General features: G+C 58.7%; 22 protein-coding genes. 17 read left to right on the top strand and 5 right to left on the bottom strand.

Annotation, left to right across the window (positions count from 1 at the left end; translation table 11 throughout):
* The first annotated feature begins 27 nt into the window (after nucleotides 1–27).
* The 6 genes from gsiB to Q9R34_RS00085 all read left to right on the top strand — a co-directional run bounded on the left by gsiB (nucleotide 28) and on the right by Q9R34_RS00085 (nucleotide 6326).
* Complete coding sequence (gene gsiB / locus Q9R34_RS00110) at nucleotides 28–1563, top strand: glutathione ABC transporter substrate-binding protein GsiB (protein WP_434124472.1); 1536 nt, start codon at nucleotides 28–30, stop codon at nucleotides 1561–1563.
* A gap of 49 nt (nucleotides 1564–1612) precedes the next feature.
* Nucleotides 1613–2533 carry a glutathione ABC transporter permease GsiC gene (gene gsiC / locus Q9R34_RS00105; protein ID WP_434124474.1) on the top strand — a complete coding sequence of 307 codons (921 nt, stop codon included), beginning with the start codon at nucleotides 1613–1615 and terminating at the stop codon, nucleotides 2531–2533.
* A 9-nt stretch (nucleotides 2534–2542) separates the two neighbouring features.
* Nucleotides 2543–3448 (top strand): glutathione ABC transporter permease GsiD, encoded by a 906-nt coding sequence (gene gsiD, locus Q9R34_RS00100; RefSeq protein WP_485891964.1) that lies wholly within the window; start codon nucleotides 2543–2545, stop codon nucleotides 3446–3448.
* A complete protein-coding gene (locus tag Q9R34_RS00095; RefSeq protein WP_434124476.1) occupies nucleotides 3445–3894 on the top strand; it encodes a DUF4385 domain-containing protein in 450 nt (149 codons plus the stop codon). The genes gsiD and Q9R34_RS00095 overlap by 4 nt, the downstream gene beginning before the upstream one ends.
* A 426-nt stretch (nucleotides 3895–4320) precedes the next feature.
* Nucleotides 4321–4956: a carbonic anhydrase gene (locus Q9R34_RS00090; RefSeq protein ID WP_485892211.1), complete on the top strand. Its 636-nt coding sequence runs from the start codon at nucleotides 4321–4323 to the stop codon at nucleotides 4954–4956.
* A 236-nt stretch (nucleotides 4957–5192) separates the two neighbouring features.
* Nucleotides 5193–6326: a PQQ-dependent sugar dehydrogenase gene (locus tag Q9R34_RS00085; RefSeq protein ID WP_485891963.1), complete on the top strand. Its 1134-nt coding sequence runs from the start codon at nucleotides 5193–5195 to the stop codon at nucleotides 6324–6326.
* Here the strand turns inward: Q9R34_RS00085 and Q9R34_RS00080 are convergent, their stop codons facing one another.
* Nucleotides 6327–6983 (bottom strand): HAD family hydrolase, encoded by a 657-nt coding sequence (locus tag Q9R34_RS00080; RefSeq protein WP_434124479.1) that lies wholly within the window; start codon nucleotides 6981–6983, stop codon nucleotides 6327–6329.
* Nucleotides 6984–7250: 267 nt separating this feature from the next.
* Here Q9R34_RS00080 and Q9R34_RS00075 point away from each other — a divergent pair, with 267 nt between their 5' ends.
* Nucleotides 7251–8450, top strand: coding sequence for a serine hydrolase (locus Q9R34_RS00075; RefSeq protein ID WP_485891962.1), 1200 nt, complete (start codon nucleotides 7251–7253; stop codon nucleotides 8448–8450).
* A 146-nt stretch (nucleotides 8451–8596) separates the two neighbouring features.
* Here the strand turns inward: Q9R34_RS00075 and ybjG are convergent, their stop codons facing one another.
* Together ybjG and Q9R34_RS00065 are read right to left on the bottom strand one after the other, a co-directional pair.
* Entirely contained in the window at nucleotides 8597–9202 is a 606-nt protein-coding gene (ybjG, locus tag Q9R34_RS00070; RefSeq protein WP_434124481.1) for an undecaprenyl-diphosphate phosphatase, read from the bottom strand.
* Between the two features lie 327 nt (nucleotides 9203–9529).
* Nucleotides 9530–11218 carry an aspartate:alanine antiporter gene (locus tag Q9R34_RS00065; RefSeq protein WP_434124482.1) on the bottom strand — a complete coding sequence of 563 codons (1689 nt, stop codon included), beginning with the start codon at nucleotides 11216–11218 and terminating at the stop codon, nucleotides 9530–9532.
* A 250-nt stretch (nucleotides 11219–11468) separates the two neighbouring features.
* Between Q9R34_RS00065 and ybjM the strand changes: the two genes are divergently transcribed.
* On the top strand, nucleotides 11469–11825 hold the full coding sequence (gene ybjM / locus Q9R34_RS00060) for an inner membrane protein YbjM (protein ID WP_434124483.1): 357 nt from the start codon (nucleotides 11469–11471) through the stop codon (nucleotides 11823–11825).
* A gap of 51 nt (nucleotides 11826–11876) precedes the next feature.
* Here ybjM and Q9R34_RS00055 read toward each other — a convergent pair whose 3' ends face one another.
* On the bottom strand, nucleotides 11877–12134 hold the full coding sequence (locus Q9R34_RS00055; RefSeq protein ID WP_434124484.1) for a GrxA family glutaredoxin: 258 nt from the start codon (nucleotides 12132–12134) through the stop codon (nucleotides 11877–11879).
* Between the two features lie 195 nt (nucleotides 12135–12329).
* On the opposite strand from Q9R34_RS00055, the gene Q9R34_RS00050 reads away from it, so the two are divergent.
* From Q9R34_RS00050 to Q9R34_RS00010, 9 genes are all read left to right on the top strand, one after another.
* Nucleotides 12330–12599: a DUF1418 family protein gene (locus Q9R34_RS00050; protein WP_485891961.1), complete on the top strand. Its 270-nt coding sequence runs from the start codon at nucleotides 12330–12332 to the stop codon at nucleotides 12597–12599.
* Complete coding sequence (gene nfsA, locus Q9R34_RS00045) at nucleotides 12599–13321, top strand: oxygen-insensitive NADPH nitroreductase (RefSeq protein ID WP_485891960.1); 723 nt, start codon at nucleotides 12599–12601, stop codon at nucleotides 13319–13321. The genes Q9R34_RS00050 and nfsA overlap by 1 nt, the downstream gene beginning before the upstream one ends.
* Nucleotides 13322–13339: 18 nt before the next feature.
* The gene (gene rimK, locus Q9R34_RS00040; RefSeq protein WP_485892210.1) at nucleotides 13340–14242 is read left to right on the top strand and encodes a 30S ribosomal protein S6--L-glutamate ligase; all 903 of its coding nucleotides are present in this window, start codon (nucleotides 13340–13342) and stop codon (nucleotides 14240–14242) included.
* An 87-nt stretch (nucleotides 14243–14329) separates the two neighbouring features.
* Nucleotides 14330–14809 (top strand): YbjN domain-containing protein, encoded by a 480-nt coding sequence (locus Q9R34_RS00035; protein WP_033789230.1) that lies wholly within the window; start codon nucleotides 14330–14332, stop codon nucleotides 14807–14809.
* Between the two features lie 380 nt (nucleotides 14810–15189).
* The gene (gene potF, locus Q9R34_RS00030) at nucleotides 15190–16296 is read left to right on the top strand and encodes a spermidine/putrescine ABC transporter substrate-binding protein PotF (protein WP_033789231.1); all 1107 of its coding nucleotides are present in this window, start codon (nucleotides 15190–15192) and stop codon (nucleotides 16294–16296) included.
* A 117-nt stretch (nucleotides 16297–16413) separates the two neighbouring features.
* Nucleotides 16414–17547, top strand: coding sequence for a putrescine ABC transporter ATP-binding subunit PotG (gene potG / locus Q9R34_RS00025; RefSeq protein WP_485891959.1), 1134 nt, complete (start codon nucleotides 16414–16416; stop codon nucleotides 17545–17547).
* Between the two features lie 9 nt (nucleotides 17548–17556).
* A complete protein-coding gene (gene potH, locus Q9R34_RS00020; RefSeq protein ID WP_485891958.1) occupies nucleotides 17557–18522 on the top strand; it encodes a putrescine ABC transporter permease PotH in 966 nt (321 codons plus the stop codon).
* On the top strand, nucleotides 18519–19364 hold the full coding sequence (gene potI / locus Q9R34_RS00015; protein ID WP_485891957.1) for a putrescine ABC transporter permease PotI: 846 nt from the start codon (nucleotides 18519–18521) through the stop codon (nucleotides 19362–19364). The genes potH and potI overlap by 4 nt, the downstream gene beginning before the upstream one ends.
* A gap of 74 nt (nucleotides 19365–19438) precedes the next feature.
* Entirely contained in the window at nucleotides 19439–19906 is a 468-nt protein-coding gene (locus Q9R34_RS00010; RefSeq protein ID WP_485891956.1) for a YbjO family protein, read from the top strand.
* 30 nt (nucleotides 19907–19936) lie between these two features.
* Here Q9R34_RS00010 and Q9R34_RS00005 read toward each other — a convergent pair.
* Nucleotides 19937–20260: glycosyltransferase family 9 protein (locus tag Q9R34_RS00005; RefSeq protein WP_485891955.1), on the bottom strand; the 324-nt coding region annotated here is incomplete at its 5' end.

Genomic DNA, 20260 nt, shown 5'->3' with positions numbered 1-20260 from the left:
CACTAAGCAGGGATACAGGAGAACACGATGCACAACGCAATGCGTAAAGGGTTACTGGCTGCGGGCGTCATGAGCGCCATGGCGGCGCTGCCCGCCTGGGCGGCAAAAGATGCGGTTATCGCCGTCGGCTCCAACTTCACCACGCTCGATCCTTACGACGCCAACGACACGCTGTCGCAGGCGGTGGCGAAATCCTTCTATCAGGGGCTGTTCGGCTTCGATAAAGAGATGAAGCTGACTAACGTGCTGGCGGAAAGCTATCAGGCAAGCCCGGACGGCCTGACCTACACCATTAAGCTGCGTCCGGGAATCAAGTTCCAGGACGGCACTGACTTTAACGCCGAAGCGGTCAAGGTCAACCTGGAGCGCGCCAGCAATCCGGATAACCACCTCAAGCGCTATAACCTGTTTAAATATATCGCCACCACCGAGGCCGTCGATCCCACCACGGTCAAGATCACCCTGAAGCAGCCGTTTTCGGCCTTTATCAACAACCTGGCGCACCCGGCCGCCGCGATGATTTCGCCCACCGCGCTGAAAAAATATGGCAAAGAGATCGGCTTTCACCCGGTCGGCACCGGCCCATATGAGCTGGTGACCTGGAACCAGACCGACTATGTGAAGGTGAAAAAGTGGGACGGCTACTGGAAGAAGGGCTATCCGAAACTCGACAGCATCACCTGGCGTCCGGTGGTGGATAACAACACCCGCGCGGCGATGCTGCAGACTGGCGAAGCGAACTTCGCGTTCCCGATCCCCTTCGAGCAGGCCAAACTGCTGGAGAAGAACGCGAAGCTGAAGGTGGTGACCTCGCCGTCGATCATGCAGCGCTATATCAGCCTGAACGTTACCCAGAAGCCGTTCGACAACCCGAAGGTGCGTGAGGCGCTTGAGTACGCCATCAACCGCGAGGCGCTGACCAAAGTCGCCTTCGCCGGTTATGCAACGCCGGCGACCGGCATCGTCCCGCCGTCAATCGACTTTGCGCAGCGCTACCCGGCGATTCAATATAACCCGGCCAAAGCGCGCGAGCTGCTGAAGGAAGCGGGCTACCCTAACGGCTTTGAAACCACGCTCTGGTCGTCGCATAACCACAGCACTGCGCAAAAAGTGCTGCAGTTTACCCAGCAGCAGCTGGCGCAGGTGGGCGTGAAGGTGAAAGTCACGGCGATGGACGCTGGTCAGCGCGCCGCCGAGGTGGAGAGTAAAGGCCAGAAAGAGAGCGGCGTCCGCATGTTCTACACCGGCTGGTCCGCCTCTACCGGCGAAGCCGACTGGGCGCTGACGCCGCTGTTCGCCACCACCTCCTGGCCGCCCGCCATCTTTAACACCGCCTTCTACAGCAATCCGCAGGTGGATAAAGACCTGGCCGATGCGCTGAAGACCACCGATCGCGATCGCAAAGCCAGCCTCTATAAAGACGCGCAGGATAAAATCTGGAACGACCATCCGTGGATCCCGCTGGTGGTGGAGCAGCTGGTTTCCGCCAACACCGCGTCGCTGACCGGGTTCTACGTGATGCCCGATACCTCATTCAGCTTTGACGAGGCCGACCTGAAGTAACCCGACCGGCCAGCCCGCGCGGGCTGGCCGCCGCTGCGCAGGATTTCGCATGCTTAACTATTTTATTAAACGTCTGCTTGGGCTCATCCCGACGCTGCTGATTGTCGCGGTGCTGGTGTTCCTGTTTGTGCACCTGCTGCCGGGCGATCCGGCGCGCCTGATCGCCGGTCAGGACGCCGACGCCACGGTGGTGGCGCTGGTGCGCCAGGAGCTGGGGCTGGATCAGCCGCTGCCGCAGCAGTTCTGGCACTTTATGCTGAATGCGCTGCAGGGCGACTTCGGTCATTCGCTGGTGTCGAAGCGGCCGGTCGCCGAGGAAATCGCCACCCGCTTTATGCCGACGCTGTGGCTGACGCTGGCCAGCATGATCTGGGCGGTGATTTTCGGCATGACGATCGGCATCGTCTCCGCCGTGTGGCGCAACCGCTGGCCCGATCGCCTCGGCATGACGCTGGCGGTTTCGGGCATCTCTTTTCCCGCCTTTGCGCTCGGCATGCTGCTGATGCAGGTTTTTTCGGTGGAGCTGGGCTGGCTGCCGACCGTCGGCGCCGACAGCTGGCGGCACTATATTCTGCCGTCGATTACGCTGGGCGCCGCCGTGGCGGCGGTGATGGCGCGCTTTACCCGCGCCTCGTTCGTTGAGGTGATGCAGGAAGACTATATGCGCACCGCGCGCGCCAAAGGGGTGCGCGAATCGCTGGTGGTGGTCAAACATGGCCTGCGCAACGCCATGATCCCGGTGGTCACCATGATGGGCCTGCAGTTCGGCTTTCTGCTTGGCGGCTCCATCGTGGTGGAGGTGGTCTTCAACTGGCCTGGCCTCGGTCGCCTGCTGGTGGATTCAGTGGAGATGCGCGACTACCCGGTGATCCAGGCCGAAGTGCTGCTCTTTTCGCTGGAGTTCATCCTGATCAACCTGATTGTCGACCTGCTCTATGCGGCAATCAATCCCGCTATTCGCTACAGGTAAGGAGTCGCAATGAAAAACTGGCGACGCGAAGCGGTGCTGAAAAGCCTGCCGCTGACGACGGAAAATCGGGTTCGAACGCCCTGGAGCGAGTTCTGGCGACGCTTTCGCCGCCAGCCGGTGGCGATGACCGCCGGGCTGTTCGTGCTGCTGCTGATCGTGCTGGCGTTTATCGCGCCGCTGATCGCGCCGTTCGACGCTGAGAACTATTTCGACTACGACCGGCTCAATCAGGGGCCTTCGCTGATGCACTGGTTCGGCGTCGATGCGCTGGGCCGCGATATCTTCAGCCGCGTGCTGGTCGGCACCCGCATCTCGCTGATCGCCGGCTTCTTTTCGGTGGCGATCGGCGCGACCATCGGCACCTTCTTCGGCCTGCTGGCGGGCTACTACGAGGGCGCCTGGGATCGCATTACTATGCGCATTTGCGACGTGCTGTTCGCATTTCCCGGCATTCTGCTGGCGATTGCGGTAGTGGCGATTATGGGCAGCGGCATGAGCAACGTGATTATCGCGGTGGCGATTTTCAGCATCCCGGCGTTCGCCCGCCTGGTGCGCGGCAATACGCTGGTGCTGAAGCATCAGACCTATATTGAGTCGGCGCGCAGCATCGGCGCCTCGGACGCCACCATTCTGCTGCGCCATATTCTGCCCGGCACGGTGTCGTCTATCGTGGTCTACTTCACTATGCGCATCGGCACCTCGATTATTACCGCTGCCAGCCTGTCGTTTCTTGGCCTGGGCGCGCAGCCGCCGACGCCGGAGTGGGGCGCGATGCTCAACGAGGCGCGCGCCGATATGGTACTGGCGCCGCACGTGGCAATTTTTCCCAGTCTCGCGATTTTTCTCACGGTTTTAGCATTTAATTTGCTTGGCGACGGGCTACGGGACGCACTCGATCCTAAACTCAAGACATGAAAAAATTCGATTACGAGCAGGACTTTAAAACCATCGACTTCCGCAAACACCCTGAACGTTATCAGGTCGGGCGCGGCGAGCAGGGCGTGCTGATGGTGGAGCCTTATAAAAGCGAGATCTTGCCGCACTGGCGCTTCCGCACCGTGCCGATTGCCGAAGCGTCGGCGGCGAAGATCATGGCGCTGTTTGAAGCCTACCGCGCGCAGGATGATTTTGTCGGTATGGATATGGCGCGCAAGTTCATTCAGATGGGCTATACCCGCGCGCGCCGCTACAGCAATCATAAGGGCGGACGCAAGTATGACGCCGACGGCAACGAGCTGCCGCGCGGCGTCGACGAAGAGAAGGCCGCTGCGGCGGCCGTTTTCAAGGCCTACTGGGATCGCCTGCGCGAAGATGAAGACTATCTGACGCGCAAGCAGGCGCATCAGAAGCTGTACGGCTAAAGCAACCTGCACGTCGCTCCCCATCTTACCGGACGCTGGCCTGTTCGCCGCGCTGACGCTTGCGCGGGTTTCGCCATGTCACGCTGACATTGCCGCGCTTTTTGTAGGGAGATTATGGCGTCTTTTCAGTGAGATAAGCGACGATTCTGTCTGGTAAAGGGCGGCGATTTCTCCCCTGTATTACGTAAATAAGTGCAAACGTGGCGGCCTGCGGGTCAGAGGCTAACCCACGGGAATTTCAGCGAAAATTTCTGGCCGCTAAAGGCGTACCTTTTGTCAATAATCAGAACAGGGTTGAGTTTAGCGCGGCCTGGTGCTTAAATCCTGAATTCAAATTTGCTGTGAATTCAACAATAAGCAGTTAACAAGGCAGCTGCGGACACCTGTCGCCGCAGTCGACTAAGTGGATAATGTGAGAGCGCAATGATGAAAGAGATCGTTAACGGATTTCTGAGTTTTCAACAGAATGTGTTTCCTGAAAGGAAGGATCTTTTCAAAAGCCTGGCGTCGAACCAAAATCCGAAAGCGCTGTTTATCTCCTGTTCCGACAGCCGTTTAGTACCGGAGCTGGTGACCCAGCAGGAGCCGGGCCAGCTCTTCGTGATCCGCAACGCGGGTAATATCGTGCCGCCGTTCGGGCCGGAGCCGGGCGGCGTATCCGCCACCATTGAATATGCCGTCATGGTGCTGGGCGTTAGCGAAATTATTATTTGCGGTCACTCCAACTGCGGCGCGATGAACGCCATCGCCTCCTGTCAGTGCATGGATAATATGCCGGCGGTCGATCACTGGCTGCACTACGCGGATGCGGCGAAAACCGTGGTAGAAGAGCGCCAGTATGAGACGCCAGAAGCGAAGCTGAACGAGATGGTCAAAGAGAACGTCATCGCCCAGCTGAACAATATCAAGACACATCCGTCCGTGGCGCTGGCGCTGCGTAAAGGCAAAGTACGCCTGCACGGCTGGGTCTACGATATCGAGTCAGGCAAAATTATCGCCCTGACCGAAGGGGGCAAGCGCTTTATTTCGCTCTCCGATAACCCGGAAACCTGCTTCGAGTAAGCTTCCCGCCCGCTGCACGCGCAGCGGGCGTTTCCTTTCTGTTCCTCCCTGGCGGGTTCCCGACGGGCTGCCTGCGCGATTCACCTTCGACTTCCTTTATCTGCGCTGAGCGGTATCCGCAGCGACTACGCGCCTCGCTGAAAGCGACCTCTCTTCTTTAATCTTTTGTAAAGCCTGAACATTATTTGGTCGTGCTGGCTACGCTTAAGCTCATCCCCTGACGACTGGAGCACACTATGGCCCGACTGACTGCCGCGCTGCTACTCGGCGGCGCGCTGTTTACTCTCCCCGCGCTGGCGGAGGAAGTGCAGGTTCAGGTTTTGCAGGACAAGCTGAATCATCCCTGGTCGGTGGCGTTTCTGCCCGATAATCAGACGCTGCTGCTGACTGAACGCAGCGGAGAGCTGCGTAGCTGGCGGCCCGACAGCGGCCTGTCGCCGCCGATCGAGGGGGTGCCGAAAGCGGCGGTGCGCCGACAGGCGGGGCTGCTTGACGTGGTGCTGGCGCCGGACTTTGCGCAGAGCCGCCGCGTGTGGCTCAGCTATACCGAAGCCAGCAGCGGCGGTGAACTGGGCGCGGTGGTGGGTTATGGCCAGCTCAGCGCAGACAACCGGCGGCTGACCGGCTTCAGGCCGGTGATCCGTCAGACGCCAGCGCTTTCGGCGGGCAATAACCTCGGCACGCGCCTGGCCTTCGATCGTGACGGCTATCTCTACATCGTTTTTGGCGATAACTTTCACAGCAGCAGCGCGCAGGATCTCGATAAGCTGACCGGCAAAATGCTACGGCTAAACCAGGACGGCAGCGTGCCGAAAGATAATCCTTTCGTCGGCCGCAGCGGCGCGCGTCCCGAGATCTGGGCCTACGGCCTGCGCAATCCGCAGGGGCTGGCGCTGAATCCCTGGACGCAGCAGATATGGGAAAGCGAGCACGGCCCGCGCGGTGGGGATGAGGTGAATATTCCGCAGAAAGGCAAAAATTACGGCTGGCCGCTGGCCACCTGGGGAATTGATTACAACGGCAGCAAGGTGCCGGAATCGAAAGGATCGCACGCTGAGGGCACTGAGCAGCCACTATTCTACTGGAAACAGTCGCCTGCGGTGAGCGGCATGGCCTTTTATAACAGCGCGCGCTTTCCGCAGTGGAAGAATTCGCTGTTTATCGGCGCGCTTAAGGATAAGAGCCTGATACGGCTCAGCGTCAACGGCGAAAAGGTCGTCGAGACGCAGCGTCTGCTTAAGGATCGCGACGAGCGTATCCGCGACGTGCGTCAGGGGCCGGACGGCTATCTCTACGTGCTTACCGACAGCGACAACGGCAAGCTGCTGAAGGTGGGGCTGGTCGAGACAGCCGGCGCGTCACGCGGCTAGTCAGCGCGCCCAGCGGCAGACTTGCCAGCCGCGGTTCAGCGCCTCCTGATGCAGCAGCGCATCCGGGTTAATCACGAGCGCATGATCGGCCTGCGCCAGCAGCGGCAGGTCGTTCATCGAGTCGCTATAGGCCCAGGTGTGGGCGAAGTTCTGCTCCTGCTGCAGGGCGCGCCAGTCGGTCAGCCGCGTAACTTTTCCCTCTTTATAGGTCATGGTGCCGTAGGTTTGTCCGCTGTAGCGGTCATCCACGACCTCGACGCCAATCGCCAGCGCGCCGTGCGCGCCCAGCCGTTCGGCAATCGGCGTCACCAGATGTTCGCCGCTGGCGGAGCAGATCACCACTTTGTCACCGCGCTGCTGGTGCCAGCTGATGCGGTCGCGCGCTTCAGGATAGACGCGCGGCAGAATGTCGCGCTGTATCCAGCGGCGTACCCAGCCCGCGACGGTCGGCGCCGCCAGACCGGCCAGCGGCGAGAGCGTTAGCGCCATATAATCTTCCATCGCCAGCGTGCCCGCGTAGTAGTGCGCCATCAGCGCCTGCTCTTCAGCCAGCAGCGCTTCACGGGCAAAGCCCTGCGAAACCAGCCAGCGCAGCCAGAGGCCGGTGCTGTCTTCGCAGATAACGGTTTCGTCGAGATCGAATACGGCTAAGTCCATGGTGGGTCTCCTCTATAGACTCCCATCAGCCTGGCAGAATTTTGTGACACTCTTGACCCTTCTGCGAAAAATCGGAATTTCACCGGCTTTTCCAGACGCTCGCCGGGCGCGACACTGGTCAGCGCGCCCGGCCGATGCCAGGGTTACTCTACTAAACTCTATAAAACTTTACGGTTGAGCGGTTTTTTTCATGCTCTGCAGAGAGTAGCGTTTTACTCTGTCGATTTTTGCCTTAAAACCGCGATTTAACATGGAATTTCCTCGCACATGACCACTATTCGTTCCTCATGCCGCCTGCGGCACGCCGCCGCCTCGCTACTGCTGTTTATCGCCCCTGCTGCTTTTGCCGTGGATGCCCCTGCGCCCCCTCAGGTCGAAGCCAAAGCCTGGATATTAATGGATTACGCCAGCGGCAAGGTGCTGGCGGAAGGCAATGCGGACGACCGGCTCGATCCCGCCAGCCTGACCAAGATGATGACCAGCTATGTGGTCGGCCAGGCGCTGAAGTCGGGCAAAATCAAGCGCGACGATATGGTGACCATCGGGCAGGATGCCTGGGCCACCGGCAATCCCAAACTGAAAGGCTCGTCGCTGATGTTCCTCAAGCCCGGCGACCGCATTCCGGTGTCGGAGCTGAATAAAGGCATCGTCATTCAGTCCGGCAACGACGCCTGCATCGCGCTGGCGGACTATGTCGCCGGCAGCCAGGACGCCTTTATCGGGCTGATGAACAACTACGTTAAGGCGTTTGGGCTGAAGAATACTCACTTTATGACGGTGCACGGGCTGGATGCGGAAGGGCAGTACAGTACGGCGCGCGATATGGCGCTGATTGGCCAGGCGCTGATCCGCGACGTGCCGGAAGAGTATGCGCTGAATAAAGAGAAAGAGTTCACCTTCAACCGTATTCGCCAGATGAACCGTAACCGGCTGCTCTGGAGCACCAACCTGCAGGTCGACGGTATCAAAACCGGCCATACCTCGGGCGCCGGTAATAACCTGGTGGCCTCCGCCACCGAGAACGATATGCGGCTGATCTCCGTGGTGCTCGGCACCGCCACCGACGCCGCGCGCTTCCGCGAGAGCGAGAAGCTGCTGACCTGGGGATTCCGCTTTTATGAAACCGTGACGCCGATTAAGGCGGATAAACCCTTCGCCCAGCAGCGCGTCTGGTTCGGCGATCGTAAAGAGGTCAACCTCGGCGTCGAGAAGGATGCCGCGCTGACGCTGCCGAAAGGTCAGATGAAGAACCTGAAGGCGAGCTATACCCTTACCACGCCGCAGCTTGAGGCGCCCTTAAAGAAAAATCAGGTGGTGGGTACCATCGACTTCCAGCTTGACGGCAAAACCCTTGAGCAGCGGCCGCTGGTGGTGATGGAGGAGGTGCCGGAGGGCAATTTCTTCAGCCGCATCGTCGATTTCGTGCTGATGCAGTTCCACTCGCTGTTTGGCAAGTGGTTTAGTTAAAGCACACTCTGGTAGCGTTGAGCAGACGCGGATGGCATGGGCCGCTCGCAAAGTCGCTCAAGGCTTCCCTGCGCGCTCGGCCCGCGTGGTGACGCACCTCATCCCTGAGGTGCGCCCGTAAACGGGCCAGCGCGCTGCCCGCTTGCTTAATCCTGGATCCAGCCCTTGCGTATCGGCAGGGCGAAGAGCGCGCGGTAGGCGGCGTTAAAGATCGCCAGCATGCGCACGCCATATCCCTGCCAGGCGAGATGCGACGCCAGGCAGCCGAGCAGCCCCACCAGAAATCCGCCTAGCATATCCATCGGCCAGTGCACGCCGAGATAGACGCGCGACCAGGCGATGGCGGTGCCAGGCGCCATCAGGATCACACCTGACCAGAGGCGATGCCAGAAGATAAACGCCAGCGCAAAGGTGAAAATAGTGGTGCCGTGGTCGCTCGGGTAGGAGTCGTCAGGCGCATGATGCAGAAACTGATAGCCAAGCCCGATAGCAAAGGGCCGCGGATGGGGGAAAAGCTGGCCAACGCACCAGGAGATAGCAAGGGCGTAGATCAGCGCCATACCGGTTTTCAGCACCAGCACGCGCTGCGATTTCACCTGGTCACGCGGCCCCCAGAGCCAGAGAGCGACAATCAGCAGCGGCACGATGGCGATCAAATCTTTGGCGATAAAGGTCGCCAGCGCCAGCAGCCAGCCGGGCGAATCGGGCGTGGCGTTAATAGCTAAAAACAGAGAGTGGTTCAACGCTTCCATAGGGTAAGAAATCCTCGTCGTAGGTCTGCGCCCGTTCGCCGTTGCGCACAAAATGTCAATGAAGCGACCTATTCTGGCGATGCGGTGCGTCGGGAGATATAGCGCCGGTTCCTAAATGACGCGCAGGTTTCAGAACGGTTTAAGTTCAGTGACGAGGTGCGCGCCCCTTGTCCGCTCTGCCTGTGGCGGTCGGGCAAACCGCAGGCATAAAAAAACCCGTCAGCAAAAAGCTGGCGGGCTCCACAATTTGGGGATTTCAAAGAAAAGCAGTGGCACTTATTCAGACTCACCCTGAATAAAAAAGTTCTGGACGGAGCCGAAAAAATTTTATAAGGGCAAAATCGGCCAGATAATCACAATCAGCGTGCCCGCCAGCGTCAGCAGCACGTTGGCGATGGCGTAGGTGCCCGCATAGCCCAGCGCCGGAATATTGCTGCGCGCCGTGTCGCAGATAATTTCCATCGCCGGCGCGCAGGTGCGCGCGCCCATAATCGCGCCGAACAGCAGCGCGCGGTTCATGCGCAGCACGTAGGCGCCGAACAGATAGCAGATTACGACCGGCAGCAGGCTCACCAGCAGACCGCACAGCAGCATCAACGCGCCTTCGCTGCCGAGGCCCTGGTTGATGCCGCTGCCAGCGCTCAGCCCGACGCCCGCCATAAACACCATCAGCCCGAACTCTTTCACCATGGTCAGGGCGCCCTGCGGGATATAGCCGAAGGTGGGATGGTTGGCGCGCAAAAAGCCGAGCATAATGCCAGCAAACAGCAGTCCGGCGGCGTTGCCGATGCCGAAGCTGAAGTTGCTGAACTGAAAGGTGATCAGCCCGATCATCAGCCCGACGATAAAGAAGGCGCAGAACGCCAGCAGATCGGTCATCTGGCTGTGAATCGCAATAAAGCCGATGCGATCCGCCACGCTTTTGACGCGTTTTGCTTCGCCGCTGACCTGCAGAATATCGCCTTTGTGCAGCATAATGCTGTCGTCGATTGGCATTTCGATCTGACTGCGGATGACGCGGTTCAGGAAGCAGCCGTGATCCGTGAGGTTGAGTTTGCTGAGACGCTTATTCACCGCATTGTGGTTCTTCACCACAATTTCCTCAGTCACGATGCGCATATCGAGCAGATCGCGGTCAAATACCTCTTTACCGTTGCGGAAGCTGGCGTCGAGCCGCGCGTGAGCGTCTGGATAACCTACCAGCGAAATGTCGTCGCCGAGCTGAAGCACCGCGTCGCCGTCCGGACTGGCGAGAATGCCGTTGCGGCGAATACGTTCGATATAGCAGCCGGTCTGGCGATAGATACCCAGCTCGCGCAGATTCTTGCCGCCGCTCCACGCCACCAGCTCTGGGCCAACGCGGTAGGCGCGGATCACCGGCAGAAAGACTTTACGCTGGCTGTCGGCATCCAGGCCGCGCTCGCGCGCGATTTGCTGAGCGCAGGTGGGCAGATCCTGATGCTGCAGGCGTGGCAGATAGCGGGCACCGAAAATCAGGCTCACCAGCCCTATCAGATAGGTGAGGGCGTAGCCAAGAGAGAGGTGATCCTGCATCAGTGCCAGCTGGCTGGCGTCGCTGATGCTCTGCCGCAGCGTATCGCCCGCGCCGACCAGCACCGGCGTCGAGGTCATTGAACCCGCCAGCATCCCGGCTGTCATGCCGATATCCCAGCCGAAAAGTTTGCCAAAGCCGAGCGCCAGCAGCAGAGCGCTGAGCACCATCACGATGGCCAGCAGAAAATAGTTTTTACCGTCGCGGAAGAAAATAGAAAAAAAGTTGGGGCCCGCTTCCACACCGACACAAAAAATAAACAGCATAAAGCCGAGACTCAATGCGGCGGTATTTATCGCAAAGTGTTGCTGGCCGAGTAATAAAGAAACAACTAATACGCCAATGGAATTTCCCAGCTGCACTGAACCCAGGCGCAATTTACCCAGGCAAAGACCCAGTGCCAAAACGACAAATAATAACAGAATGTCATTTCCGCTTAACAAATTTGCGACGTTTATGTTCACTGTTTAACTTCTTGTTTACTTGTAACCTGTTGATGGAAGGCCTGTTTTTCGCTATCTTGTGCAAGCCGCGCAGTGAGCCTGCTGGTTGATTTAAACCGCTCACTCTTAAACGGCAGCTATTCTAATCATAAAAATCACCCTCAGCCATTAGCTTTAATTTTCATATCGCTAACGGCCTGTTTCATTTAATTTCCACCAGAGATCGCGGCAGGTTGTTGTCATTGTGATGATTTTCAATAAGTGGGGTGATATGCCACAGCGTTCCCTACGCTGGACCAGTGCGATGCTTGGCGTTGCGCTCTACGGTCTGGTGTTTATTTATGCGCATCGTTACTGGCTGGTGGGCAATGCGCCGCTGGGCGGGCAGCCTGAACTGTTGCTTTTTTTATTACCGGGCGCGGTTATGGCGCTGCTGCATGCAGAGAGCCCGCTAAAAAGCACGCTGTTGATGGCATTTTGGGGCACGCTGCTTGGCATTGTGCTGCTGAACAGCACGTTGCTGGCACACACCACCTGGCTCACTCTGCTGGTCTGGAGCCTGAGCGCTCTCTTCTGGGCGGGCAGCGGCGCGCTGCTGGTGCGCCTGGCGCGCATCGTCTGGCGCTGACGCCAGAAACGAAAAACGGGCCGCGATGGCCCGTTGCGCTGGCGAAAAAGCTTACGCGCTCAGGTTTTCTTTGGTCCAGGCGGCGAAATCGGTGTAGCCGCCGATATGCTGCTCGTCGATGAAAATCTGTGGAACGGTGCTGACCGGTTTGCCCGCGCTTTTCTCCAGATCCGCTTTGGTAATGCCTTCCGCCTGGATATCCACATACTGGTAGCTAAAGTCGTCGCGCTCGGCGCTGAGCTTGTCGGCCAGCTCTTTCGCACGTACGCAATAGGGGCAGCCAGGACGACCAAAAATGACAGTAACCATGAAAAGCTCCTTAATTCAGGCTATTTAATGTGACCCATGTCACACAAGCTCAAGGTAGATGGTCAACATGATGCCCGCTCAAACCGCTTAAAGAAAGCAGGAAATGCCTGTTAGTCTGATGCGCGTCGTCTATGCAAGTCTGTAAACCTTGACCATAATTGACGGCCTGAACCCGGTGCGACCCAGGAGAATGCTATGCCGAATCTGGCGCGTTTACCTAAAGTTCTGCTGATCATGGAGGCGCTCGGCGGCCTGCTGACGCTGTGCGCCCTGCTGCTGGCCAACCGCTGGCTGCCGTTGCCCGCGCAGGCTGATGGCAAGACGCTGGCGACCGCGCTGCTGGTTATTGGCATTCTGCTGATGCTGCCCGCCGCCTGGCTGATGATATGGCGCACCGCGCAAGCGATGGTGCCGCAGCTTTTTGGCCGCACCAATACTAAAAATGAGACTCGCCGGAGACCTTAATGACACCGACCATCGATCTATTGTGCAGCCACCGTTCCATTCGCGCCTTTACCGACCAGGCGATCGGCGCGGAACAGCGTGAGGCGATTCTCGCCGCAGCGCAATCGGCGTCCACCTCCAGCTTTCTTCAGTGCTCTTCCATTATTCGCATCACCGATCGCGCGCTGCGCCAGCAGCTGGTCACCCTGACCGGCGGCCAGCAGTGGGTGGCGGACGCGGCGGAGTTTTGGGTATTTTGCGCCGACTTCAACCGCCACCTGCAGATTTGTCCCGATGCGCAGCTGGGCCGCGCCGAGCAGCTGCTGCTCGGCTGCGTCGATACCGCGCTGATGGCGCAAAACGCCATGGTCGCTGCCGAATCCCTTGGCCTTGGCGGCGTTTTTATCGGCGGTATCCGCAATAACATCGCGCAAGTCACCGAACTGCTCGGCCTGCCGAAATTCGTGCTGCCGCTGTTCGGCTTCTGTATCGGCTATCCCGATGCGGTGCCCGACGTTAAACCGCGTTTGCCGCAGGCGATGCTGGTGCATGAAAACCGTTATCAGCCTGTCGATCCGCAGGTGCTGGCCGACTACGATAGCCGCACGGCGATCTACTACGAGCAGCGCGACAGCAATCAGCGCAGCGAGACCTGGAGCGAGCTGATTCAGCGTCTGATCGTCAAAGAGACGCGCCCCTTTATGCTTGACTACCTGCACCAGCAGGGCTGGGCGACGCGTTAATTCCAGAGAGGGCAGATGATGAAAATCGCTATCCTGTCGCGCGACGGGCAACTTTACTCCAGCCGACGCTTGCGCGAGGTTGCCGAGCTGCGCGGGCATGAGATTCAAATCATCGATCCGCTCTCCTGCTACATGAATATCAACCCGGCCTCCCCAGCGGTGCACTACCGCGGCGAGCCGCTCGGCCATTTCGATGCGGTCATTCCGCGCATCGGCTCCGCCGCCACCTTCTACGGCACGGCGGTGCTGCGCCAGTTCGAAATGTGCGGCAGCTATCCGCTAAACGAGTCGCTGGCAATCGCCCGCGCGCGCGACAAGCTGCGCTCGCTGCAATTGCTGGCGCGTCAGGGCATCGATATGCCGGTGACCGGCTTCGCCTCGTCGCCCGACGATACCCAGGATCTCATCGCCATGGTCGGCGGCGCGCCGCTGGTGGTGAAGCTGGTAGAGGGCACGCAGGGCATCGGCGTGGTGCTGGCGGAGACGCGGCAGGCGGCGGAGAGCGTCATCGACGCCTTTCGCGGCCTTAACGCGCATATTCTGGTGCAGGAGTTTATCCAGGAGGCAAAAGGACGCGACGTGCGTTGCCTGGTGATTGGCGGCGAAGTGGTGGCGGCGATCGAGCGCGAGGCGAAAGAGGGTGATTTCCGCTCTAACCTGCATCGCGGCGGCAAAGCGCATCCGGTGGAGATTACGCCGCAGGAGCGTGCCATCGCGGTTAAAGCGGCCGCGACGCTGGGGCTGGACGTGGCGGGCGTCGATATTCTGCGCGCGCATCGCGGACCTCTGGTGATGGAGGTAAACGCCTCACCCGGCCTGGAAGGGATCGAAACCAGCACCGGCATCGATATCGCCGGCCTGATGATCGGCTGGACAGAGCGCAACGCTCTGCCCGGTTTCACTCTTAAAACCGGCGGTTGACGCGCGCTTTTCAGCGGTTTTCGTAGCGTCAGGCGCATTTTTTCCGTAAGCTTAGTCGCCTGTTTATTCACCCCTTGGGACACTACGATGGATTCTCTTGTCGTTCCGGATATCGACCTGTTGCGTCGCTGGCTGGATCAGCAAAATATCACCTGGTTCGAATGTGATGCCTGTCAGGCACTTCATCTGCCGCACATGCAAAATTTCGATGGGGTGTTCGACGCCAAAATCGATCTGGTCGACAACGTTATTCTCTTTTCCGCGCTAGCGGAAGTGAAGCCGACGGCGCTGATCCCGCTGGTCGGCGATCTGTCGCAGATCAACGCCAGCTCGCTGACGGTAAAAGCCTTTGTCGACATTCAGGACGACAACCTGCCGAAGCTGATTGTCTGCCAGTCCCTGGCGACCAGCGCCGGGTTGACCTTCGGCCAGTTCGCCAGCTTTATGAAGCAGAGCGAAGAGCAGGTGTCCATGGTCATTATGGAAGCCTTTGCCAACAATCTGCTGATGATGGGCGAAGAAGAAGAGCGCGCGCCAGTGAGCTTCAGCCACTCGCTGCTGCATTAATCCCGCCTTTTTCCGCCCTGATTTTACTGCCGCGTAATGCGGCAGTTTTCATTTCAAGCCCACCATTTTTTATTCTGCACTTTGCCCTTTACTGCCAGATATTTCTCGTGGTTTGTGCCGTTCCTGCCAGACCACATAGCACAAACATGCATAACCTGTCGCTAAAAGGCGTTTTTTACGCTGGGGTATGGTAGCCGCAGGGGAGCGAGGCTATTCTTGCGGGGCTGCATGAGACGTGGATTCGCAGCGCAGGTATCAGTTTTTACTATTAAACTCTCAATGAATATTGATTCATTGTGTCTGTGAATTGACGTACAGCTCGCAGCACTGGCCTCAGGCTTTGCCAGGCTGTGACGATCCGCTCAGGAGGAAATAAAAAGATGTTTAATCAAAAAAAATGGTTATCAGCTGCGGTTACCGGCGTACTGATGGTCGCCTCTGCAGGATCGATGGCGGAAGATAAAACGCTGCACGTTTATAACTGGTCAGATTATATCTCGGCGGACACGGTGCCGAATTTTGAGAAAGCCTCCGGCATTAAGGTGGTCTACGACGTCTTCGACTCCAACGAAGTGCTGGAAGGCAAACTGATGGCGGGCAGCACCGGCTACGACGTGGTGGTGCCATCCTCCAGCTTCCTGGCGCGCCAGCTGCAGTCCGGCGTATTCCAACCGCTTGATAAGAGCAAACTGCCGAACTACAAGAATCTCGATCCTGAGCTGATGAAGAAAGTGGCGCAGCACGATCCCGATAACAAATACGCCATTCCTTATCTCTGGGGCACGACCGGCATCGGCTATAACGTCGATAAGGTGAAGGCGGCGCTGGGCGCTGACGCGCCGGTCAACAGCTGGGATCTGGTGCTGAAGCCAGAAAACCTCGAGAAGCTGAAAAGCTGCGGCGTCTCTTTCCTTGACGCGCCGGAAGAGATCTTCGCCACCGTGCTGAACTACCTTGGTAAAGATCCCAACAGCTCAGACGCGAAAGATTATTCTGGCGCGGCGACCGATCTGCTGCTGAAGCTGCGCCCCAGCATTCGCTACTTCCACTCATCGCAGTACATCAACGATCTGGCGAACGGCAACACCTGCGTCGCTATCGGCTGGTCAGGCGATATTCTGCAGGCGAAAAACCGCGCTGAACAGGCGAAAAACGGCGTGCACCTTGCCTACAGCGTGCCGAAAGAGGGGGCGCTCGCCTTCTTCGACATGATGGCGATCCCGAAAGACGCGAAGAACCTCGACGCGGCCTATCAATGGCTGAACTACATCATGGATCCGAAAGTGATTGCCGACGTTTCCAACAAAATGTCCTACGCTAACGGTAACAAGGCGTCGCTGCCGCTGATCAACGCTGATATCCGCAACAATCCGGGCATCTTCCCGACGCCGGAGGCGATGTCGAAGCTGTTCGTGCTGAAGGTGCAGGATCCGAAGCTGGATCGCGCACGCACCCGTGCATGGACGCGCGTGAAAAGCGGGAAATAAGCGGCTTTTTGCCTGTTCGCCAACTTACAACCTGGAACAGAGGCGCTGCGCTGGCCTCTGTTTTCTCTTTTTTAGCGGCTGGCTTAGCCGTTCCGCGTAGACCGGAGTGAACTGTTAGTGAATGACGCGATCCCTCGTCCCCAACCTAAAACCGCAAAGGCGCTTACGCCCTTGCTGGAGATCCGCAATCTGACCAAATCGTTCGACGGACAGCACGCCGTGGACGACGTCAGCCTGACCATTTACAAAGGCGAAATTTTTGCGCTGCTTGGCGCCTCGGGCTGTGGCAAATCGACGCTGCTGCGCATGCTGGCGGGCTTCGAGCCGCCGACCAGCGGCCAGATTGTGCTGGACGGTCAGGATCTCTCTCACGTGCCGCCTTACCAGCGTCCGGTAAACATGATGTTCCAGTCCTACGCGCTCTTTCCGCACATGACGGTAGAGCAGAATATCGCCTTTGGCCTGAAGCAGGACAAACTGCCAAAGGGTGAAATTACGGCGCGGGTGCAGGAGATGCTGGCGCTGGTGCATATGCAGGAGTACGCGAAGCGCAAGCCGCATCAGCTCTCCGGCGGCCAGCGGCAGCGCGTGGCGCTGGCGCGCAGCCTGGCGAAGCGTCCCAAGCTGCTGCTGCTCGACGAGCCGATGGGCGCGCTCGATAAAAAACTGCGCGACCGCATGCAGCTGGAAGTGGTGGATATCCTGGAGCGCGTCGGCGCCACCTGCGTCATGGTGACGCACGATCAGGAAGAGGCGATGACCATGGCGGGGCGCATCGCCATTATGAACCGCGGCAAGTTTGTGCAGATCGGCGAGCCGGAAGAGATTTACGAGCATCCCACCACCGTTTACAGCGCCGAGTTTATCGGCTCGGTGAACGTCTTCAGCGGGCTGCTGCGCGAACGTCAGGAGGATGGCCTGGTGATCGACAGCCCCGGCCTGGTGCATCCGCTGAAGGTCGACTCCGACGTCTCGGTGCTGGACAACGTGCCGGTACACGTCGCGCTCCGCCCGGAGAAAGTGATGCTGTGCGACGAGGTGCCGGCGGACGGCTACAACTTTGCCGTGGGGGAAGTGGTGCACATCGCCTATCTCGGCGATCTCTCTATCTTTCACGTGCGCCTGAAAAGCGGGCAGATGATCAGCGCCCAGCTGCAGAACGCCCACCGCTTCCGCAAAGGATTGCCGACCTGGGGTGACGAAGTGCGCCTCTGCTGGGATGTCGACAGCTGCGTCGTGCTGACTGCCTGAGGAGATGCGATGAGCCAACTTTTTCACTCCAGCAAACCGGCGCGCGCCTGGCTGGCTGGCACGCCGCTGCAGCGCTGGGGGACGCGCATGAAAATGCGCCACGGCCGCAAGCTGGCGATTGCGCTGCCCTACGTCTGGCTGGTGCTCTTTTTCCTGCTGCCATTTTTAATCGTGCTGAAGATCAGCTTCGCCGATATTGCGCGCGCGATCCCGCCCTATACCGAGCTGGTTAGCTGGGCCGACGATCAGCTCAACGTGGTGCTGAATTTTGGTAACTACCTGACGCTCACCGACGATCCGCTCTACGTGGACGCCTACCTGCAGTCGCTGAAGGTGGCGGCGATCTCGACGCTGATCTGCCTGCTGGTCGGCTACCCGCTCGCCTGGGCGGTGGCGCACAGCAAACCTTCGATGCGTACCATCCTGCTGCTGCTGGTGATCCTGCCGTCGTGGACCTCATTCCTGGTGCGCGTCTACGCCTGGATGGGACTGCTCAACAACAACGGTATCCTGAACCGTTTCCTGATGTGGCTGGGGGTGATCGATCATCCGCTGGTGATCCTCTATACCAATACGGCGGTCTATATCGGCATCGTTTACTGCTATCTGCCCTTTATGGTGCTGCCGATCTATACCGCGCTGACGCGCATCGACTACTCGCTGGTGGAGGCCTCGCTCGATCTTGGCGCGAAGCCGCTGAAGACCTTTTTCAGCGTTATCGTGCCGCTGACTAAAGGGGGCATTATCGCCGGTTCGATGCTGGTGTTTATTCCGGCGGTGGGCGAGTACGTGATCCCGGAGCTGCTGGGCGGCCCGGACAGCATTATGATTGGCCGCATCCTGTGGCAGGAGTTCTTTAACAACCGCGACTGGCCGGTCGCCTCGGCGCTGGCGGTGATTATCCTGCTGATTTTGATCCTGCCGATCGTCTGGTTCCACAAGCATCAAAACCGTGAAATGGGAGAGAAGGAATGAATCAGCTGCCTGCGATTCGCTCGCCGTGGCGCACCGCCATTCTGATCTGCGGCTTCCTGTTTCTCTATGCGCCGATGCTGCTGCTGGTGGTTTACTCCTTCAACAGCTCGCAGCTGGTAACGGTGTGGGAGAGCTTCTCGTTTCACTGGTATCGCGTGCTGTTTCAGGACAGCGCCATGCTGGACGCGGTAGGCCTCAGCCTGACTATCGCCGCGCTGAGCGCTACCATGGCGGTGGTGCTCGGCACCCTGGCGGCGGTGGTGGTGGTGCGCTTTGGCCGCTTCCGCGGTCATACCGGCTTCGCCTTTATGCTGACCGCGCCGCTGGTGATGCCCGACGTGATCACCGGCTTGTCGCTGCTGCTGCTGTTCGTCGCGATGGGCAACGCCTTCGGCTGGCCGAGCGACCGCGGCATGCTGACCATCTGGCTGGCGCACGTCACCTTCTGTACCGCCTATGTGGCGGTGGTGATCAACTCGCGCCTGCGCGAGCTGGATCGCTCGATTGAAGAGGCGGCGATGGACCTGGGGGCGACGCCGCTCAAGGTGTTCTTTGTGATTACCGTGCCGATGATCGCCCCGGCGATCGTCACCGGCTGGCTGCTCGCCTTTACGCTGTCGCTGGACGATCTGGTGATCGCCAGCTTCGTCACCGGGCCGGGCGCGACCACCTTACCGATGGCGATCTTTGCCACGGTGCGGCGCGGCGTAAACCCGGAGATTAACGCGCTGGCGTCGCTAATCCTCTTTGTGGTTGGACTGGTGGGCTTTATCGCCTGGCGCTGGATGGCGCACGAAGAAAAGCAGCGTATTCGTGATATTCAGAAGGCGAGACGTGGCTGAAATCCTCAACCTTTGCCACTATAGATGCGGGCGGATTTTTTCCGCCTCGCACAGGTACGGTTACGGAGTCAGCCATGTCGGAAATCCTGAAAAAAAGTGATTTTATCTCTCTCGCGCCCGTACCGGTGACGGTTGCGGGCATCGCGATTATTGCGACACGCTGCCTGAGCGTGCTGATGCTGGCGAATGAGCTGGGTTTCGAAGAGATGGTCAACTTTGTTCACCGTAGCGCACAGGCGTGGGACTCCACCTTTATCTTTATCGCCAGCCAGCTGATCTTTTTCTACGAGCTGCGCTGCGCCTTTATGCTGCTGCGTGGCAGCAATCAGAGCCGCTGGGGCTTTGCGGCAACACAGCTGCTGGTGCTGCTCTACATGCTGACGGCTTCCACCGGCGGCATCTATCCGGAAATTTTCAGCATCAGCGGCGCGAATAACGCGCAGATCGTTCACCATACGCTGATGCAAAAGCTGCCCGATCTGCTGGTGCTGGGGCTGCTGTTTCTTCCAGCCAGCAGCCGCGCATTTTTCCGCAAGCGGTGAGACTATTGCGCTCCGCTTGTGAGGTATCGTTCAGGCTTTTTCTAATAACGACCTTTTGTCGATTTCCACTGCAATAGCCTCTTCAATTTTCGCCACCTGGGATAATTGACGGCGATGAAATATAATCTGGCTGGCATTCGAGTAGCCTGGCGCCCATAGCATATTGTTATCGTCGATGTCCTTATAGATTGAAATGAGCGGTTTTTCCCATGCGGCTGAAATATGGACTATCGATGTGTCTGGAGTGATGATCAAATCAGCGGAGGCAATCAACGCCATAGCGTGATGTAACGTCTTAAAGGGATTAATCACCGCAAAATCACTCATGTATTTATCAATTTTATTTAAGTGGTC

Source organism: Enterobacter sp. BRE11, from assembly GCF_031844285.1.
In the GTDB taxonomy this organism is placed as follows: Bacteria; Pseudomonadota; Gammaproteobacteria; order Enterobacterales; family Enterobacteriaceae; genus Pantoea.
The sequence above is the reverse complement of the archived record's forward strand: the minus strand, read 5'-3'. Positions and strand labels throughout refer to the sequence as shown.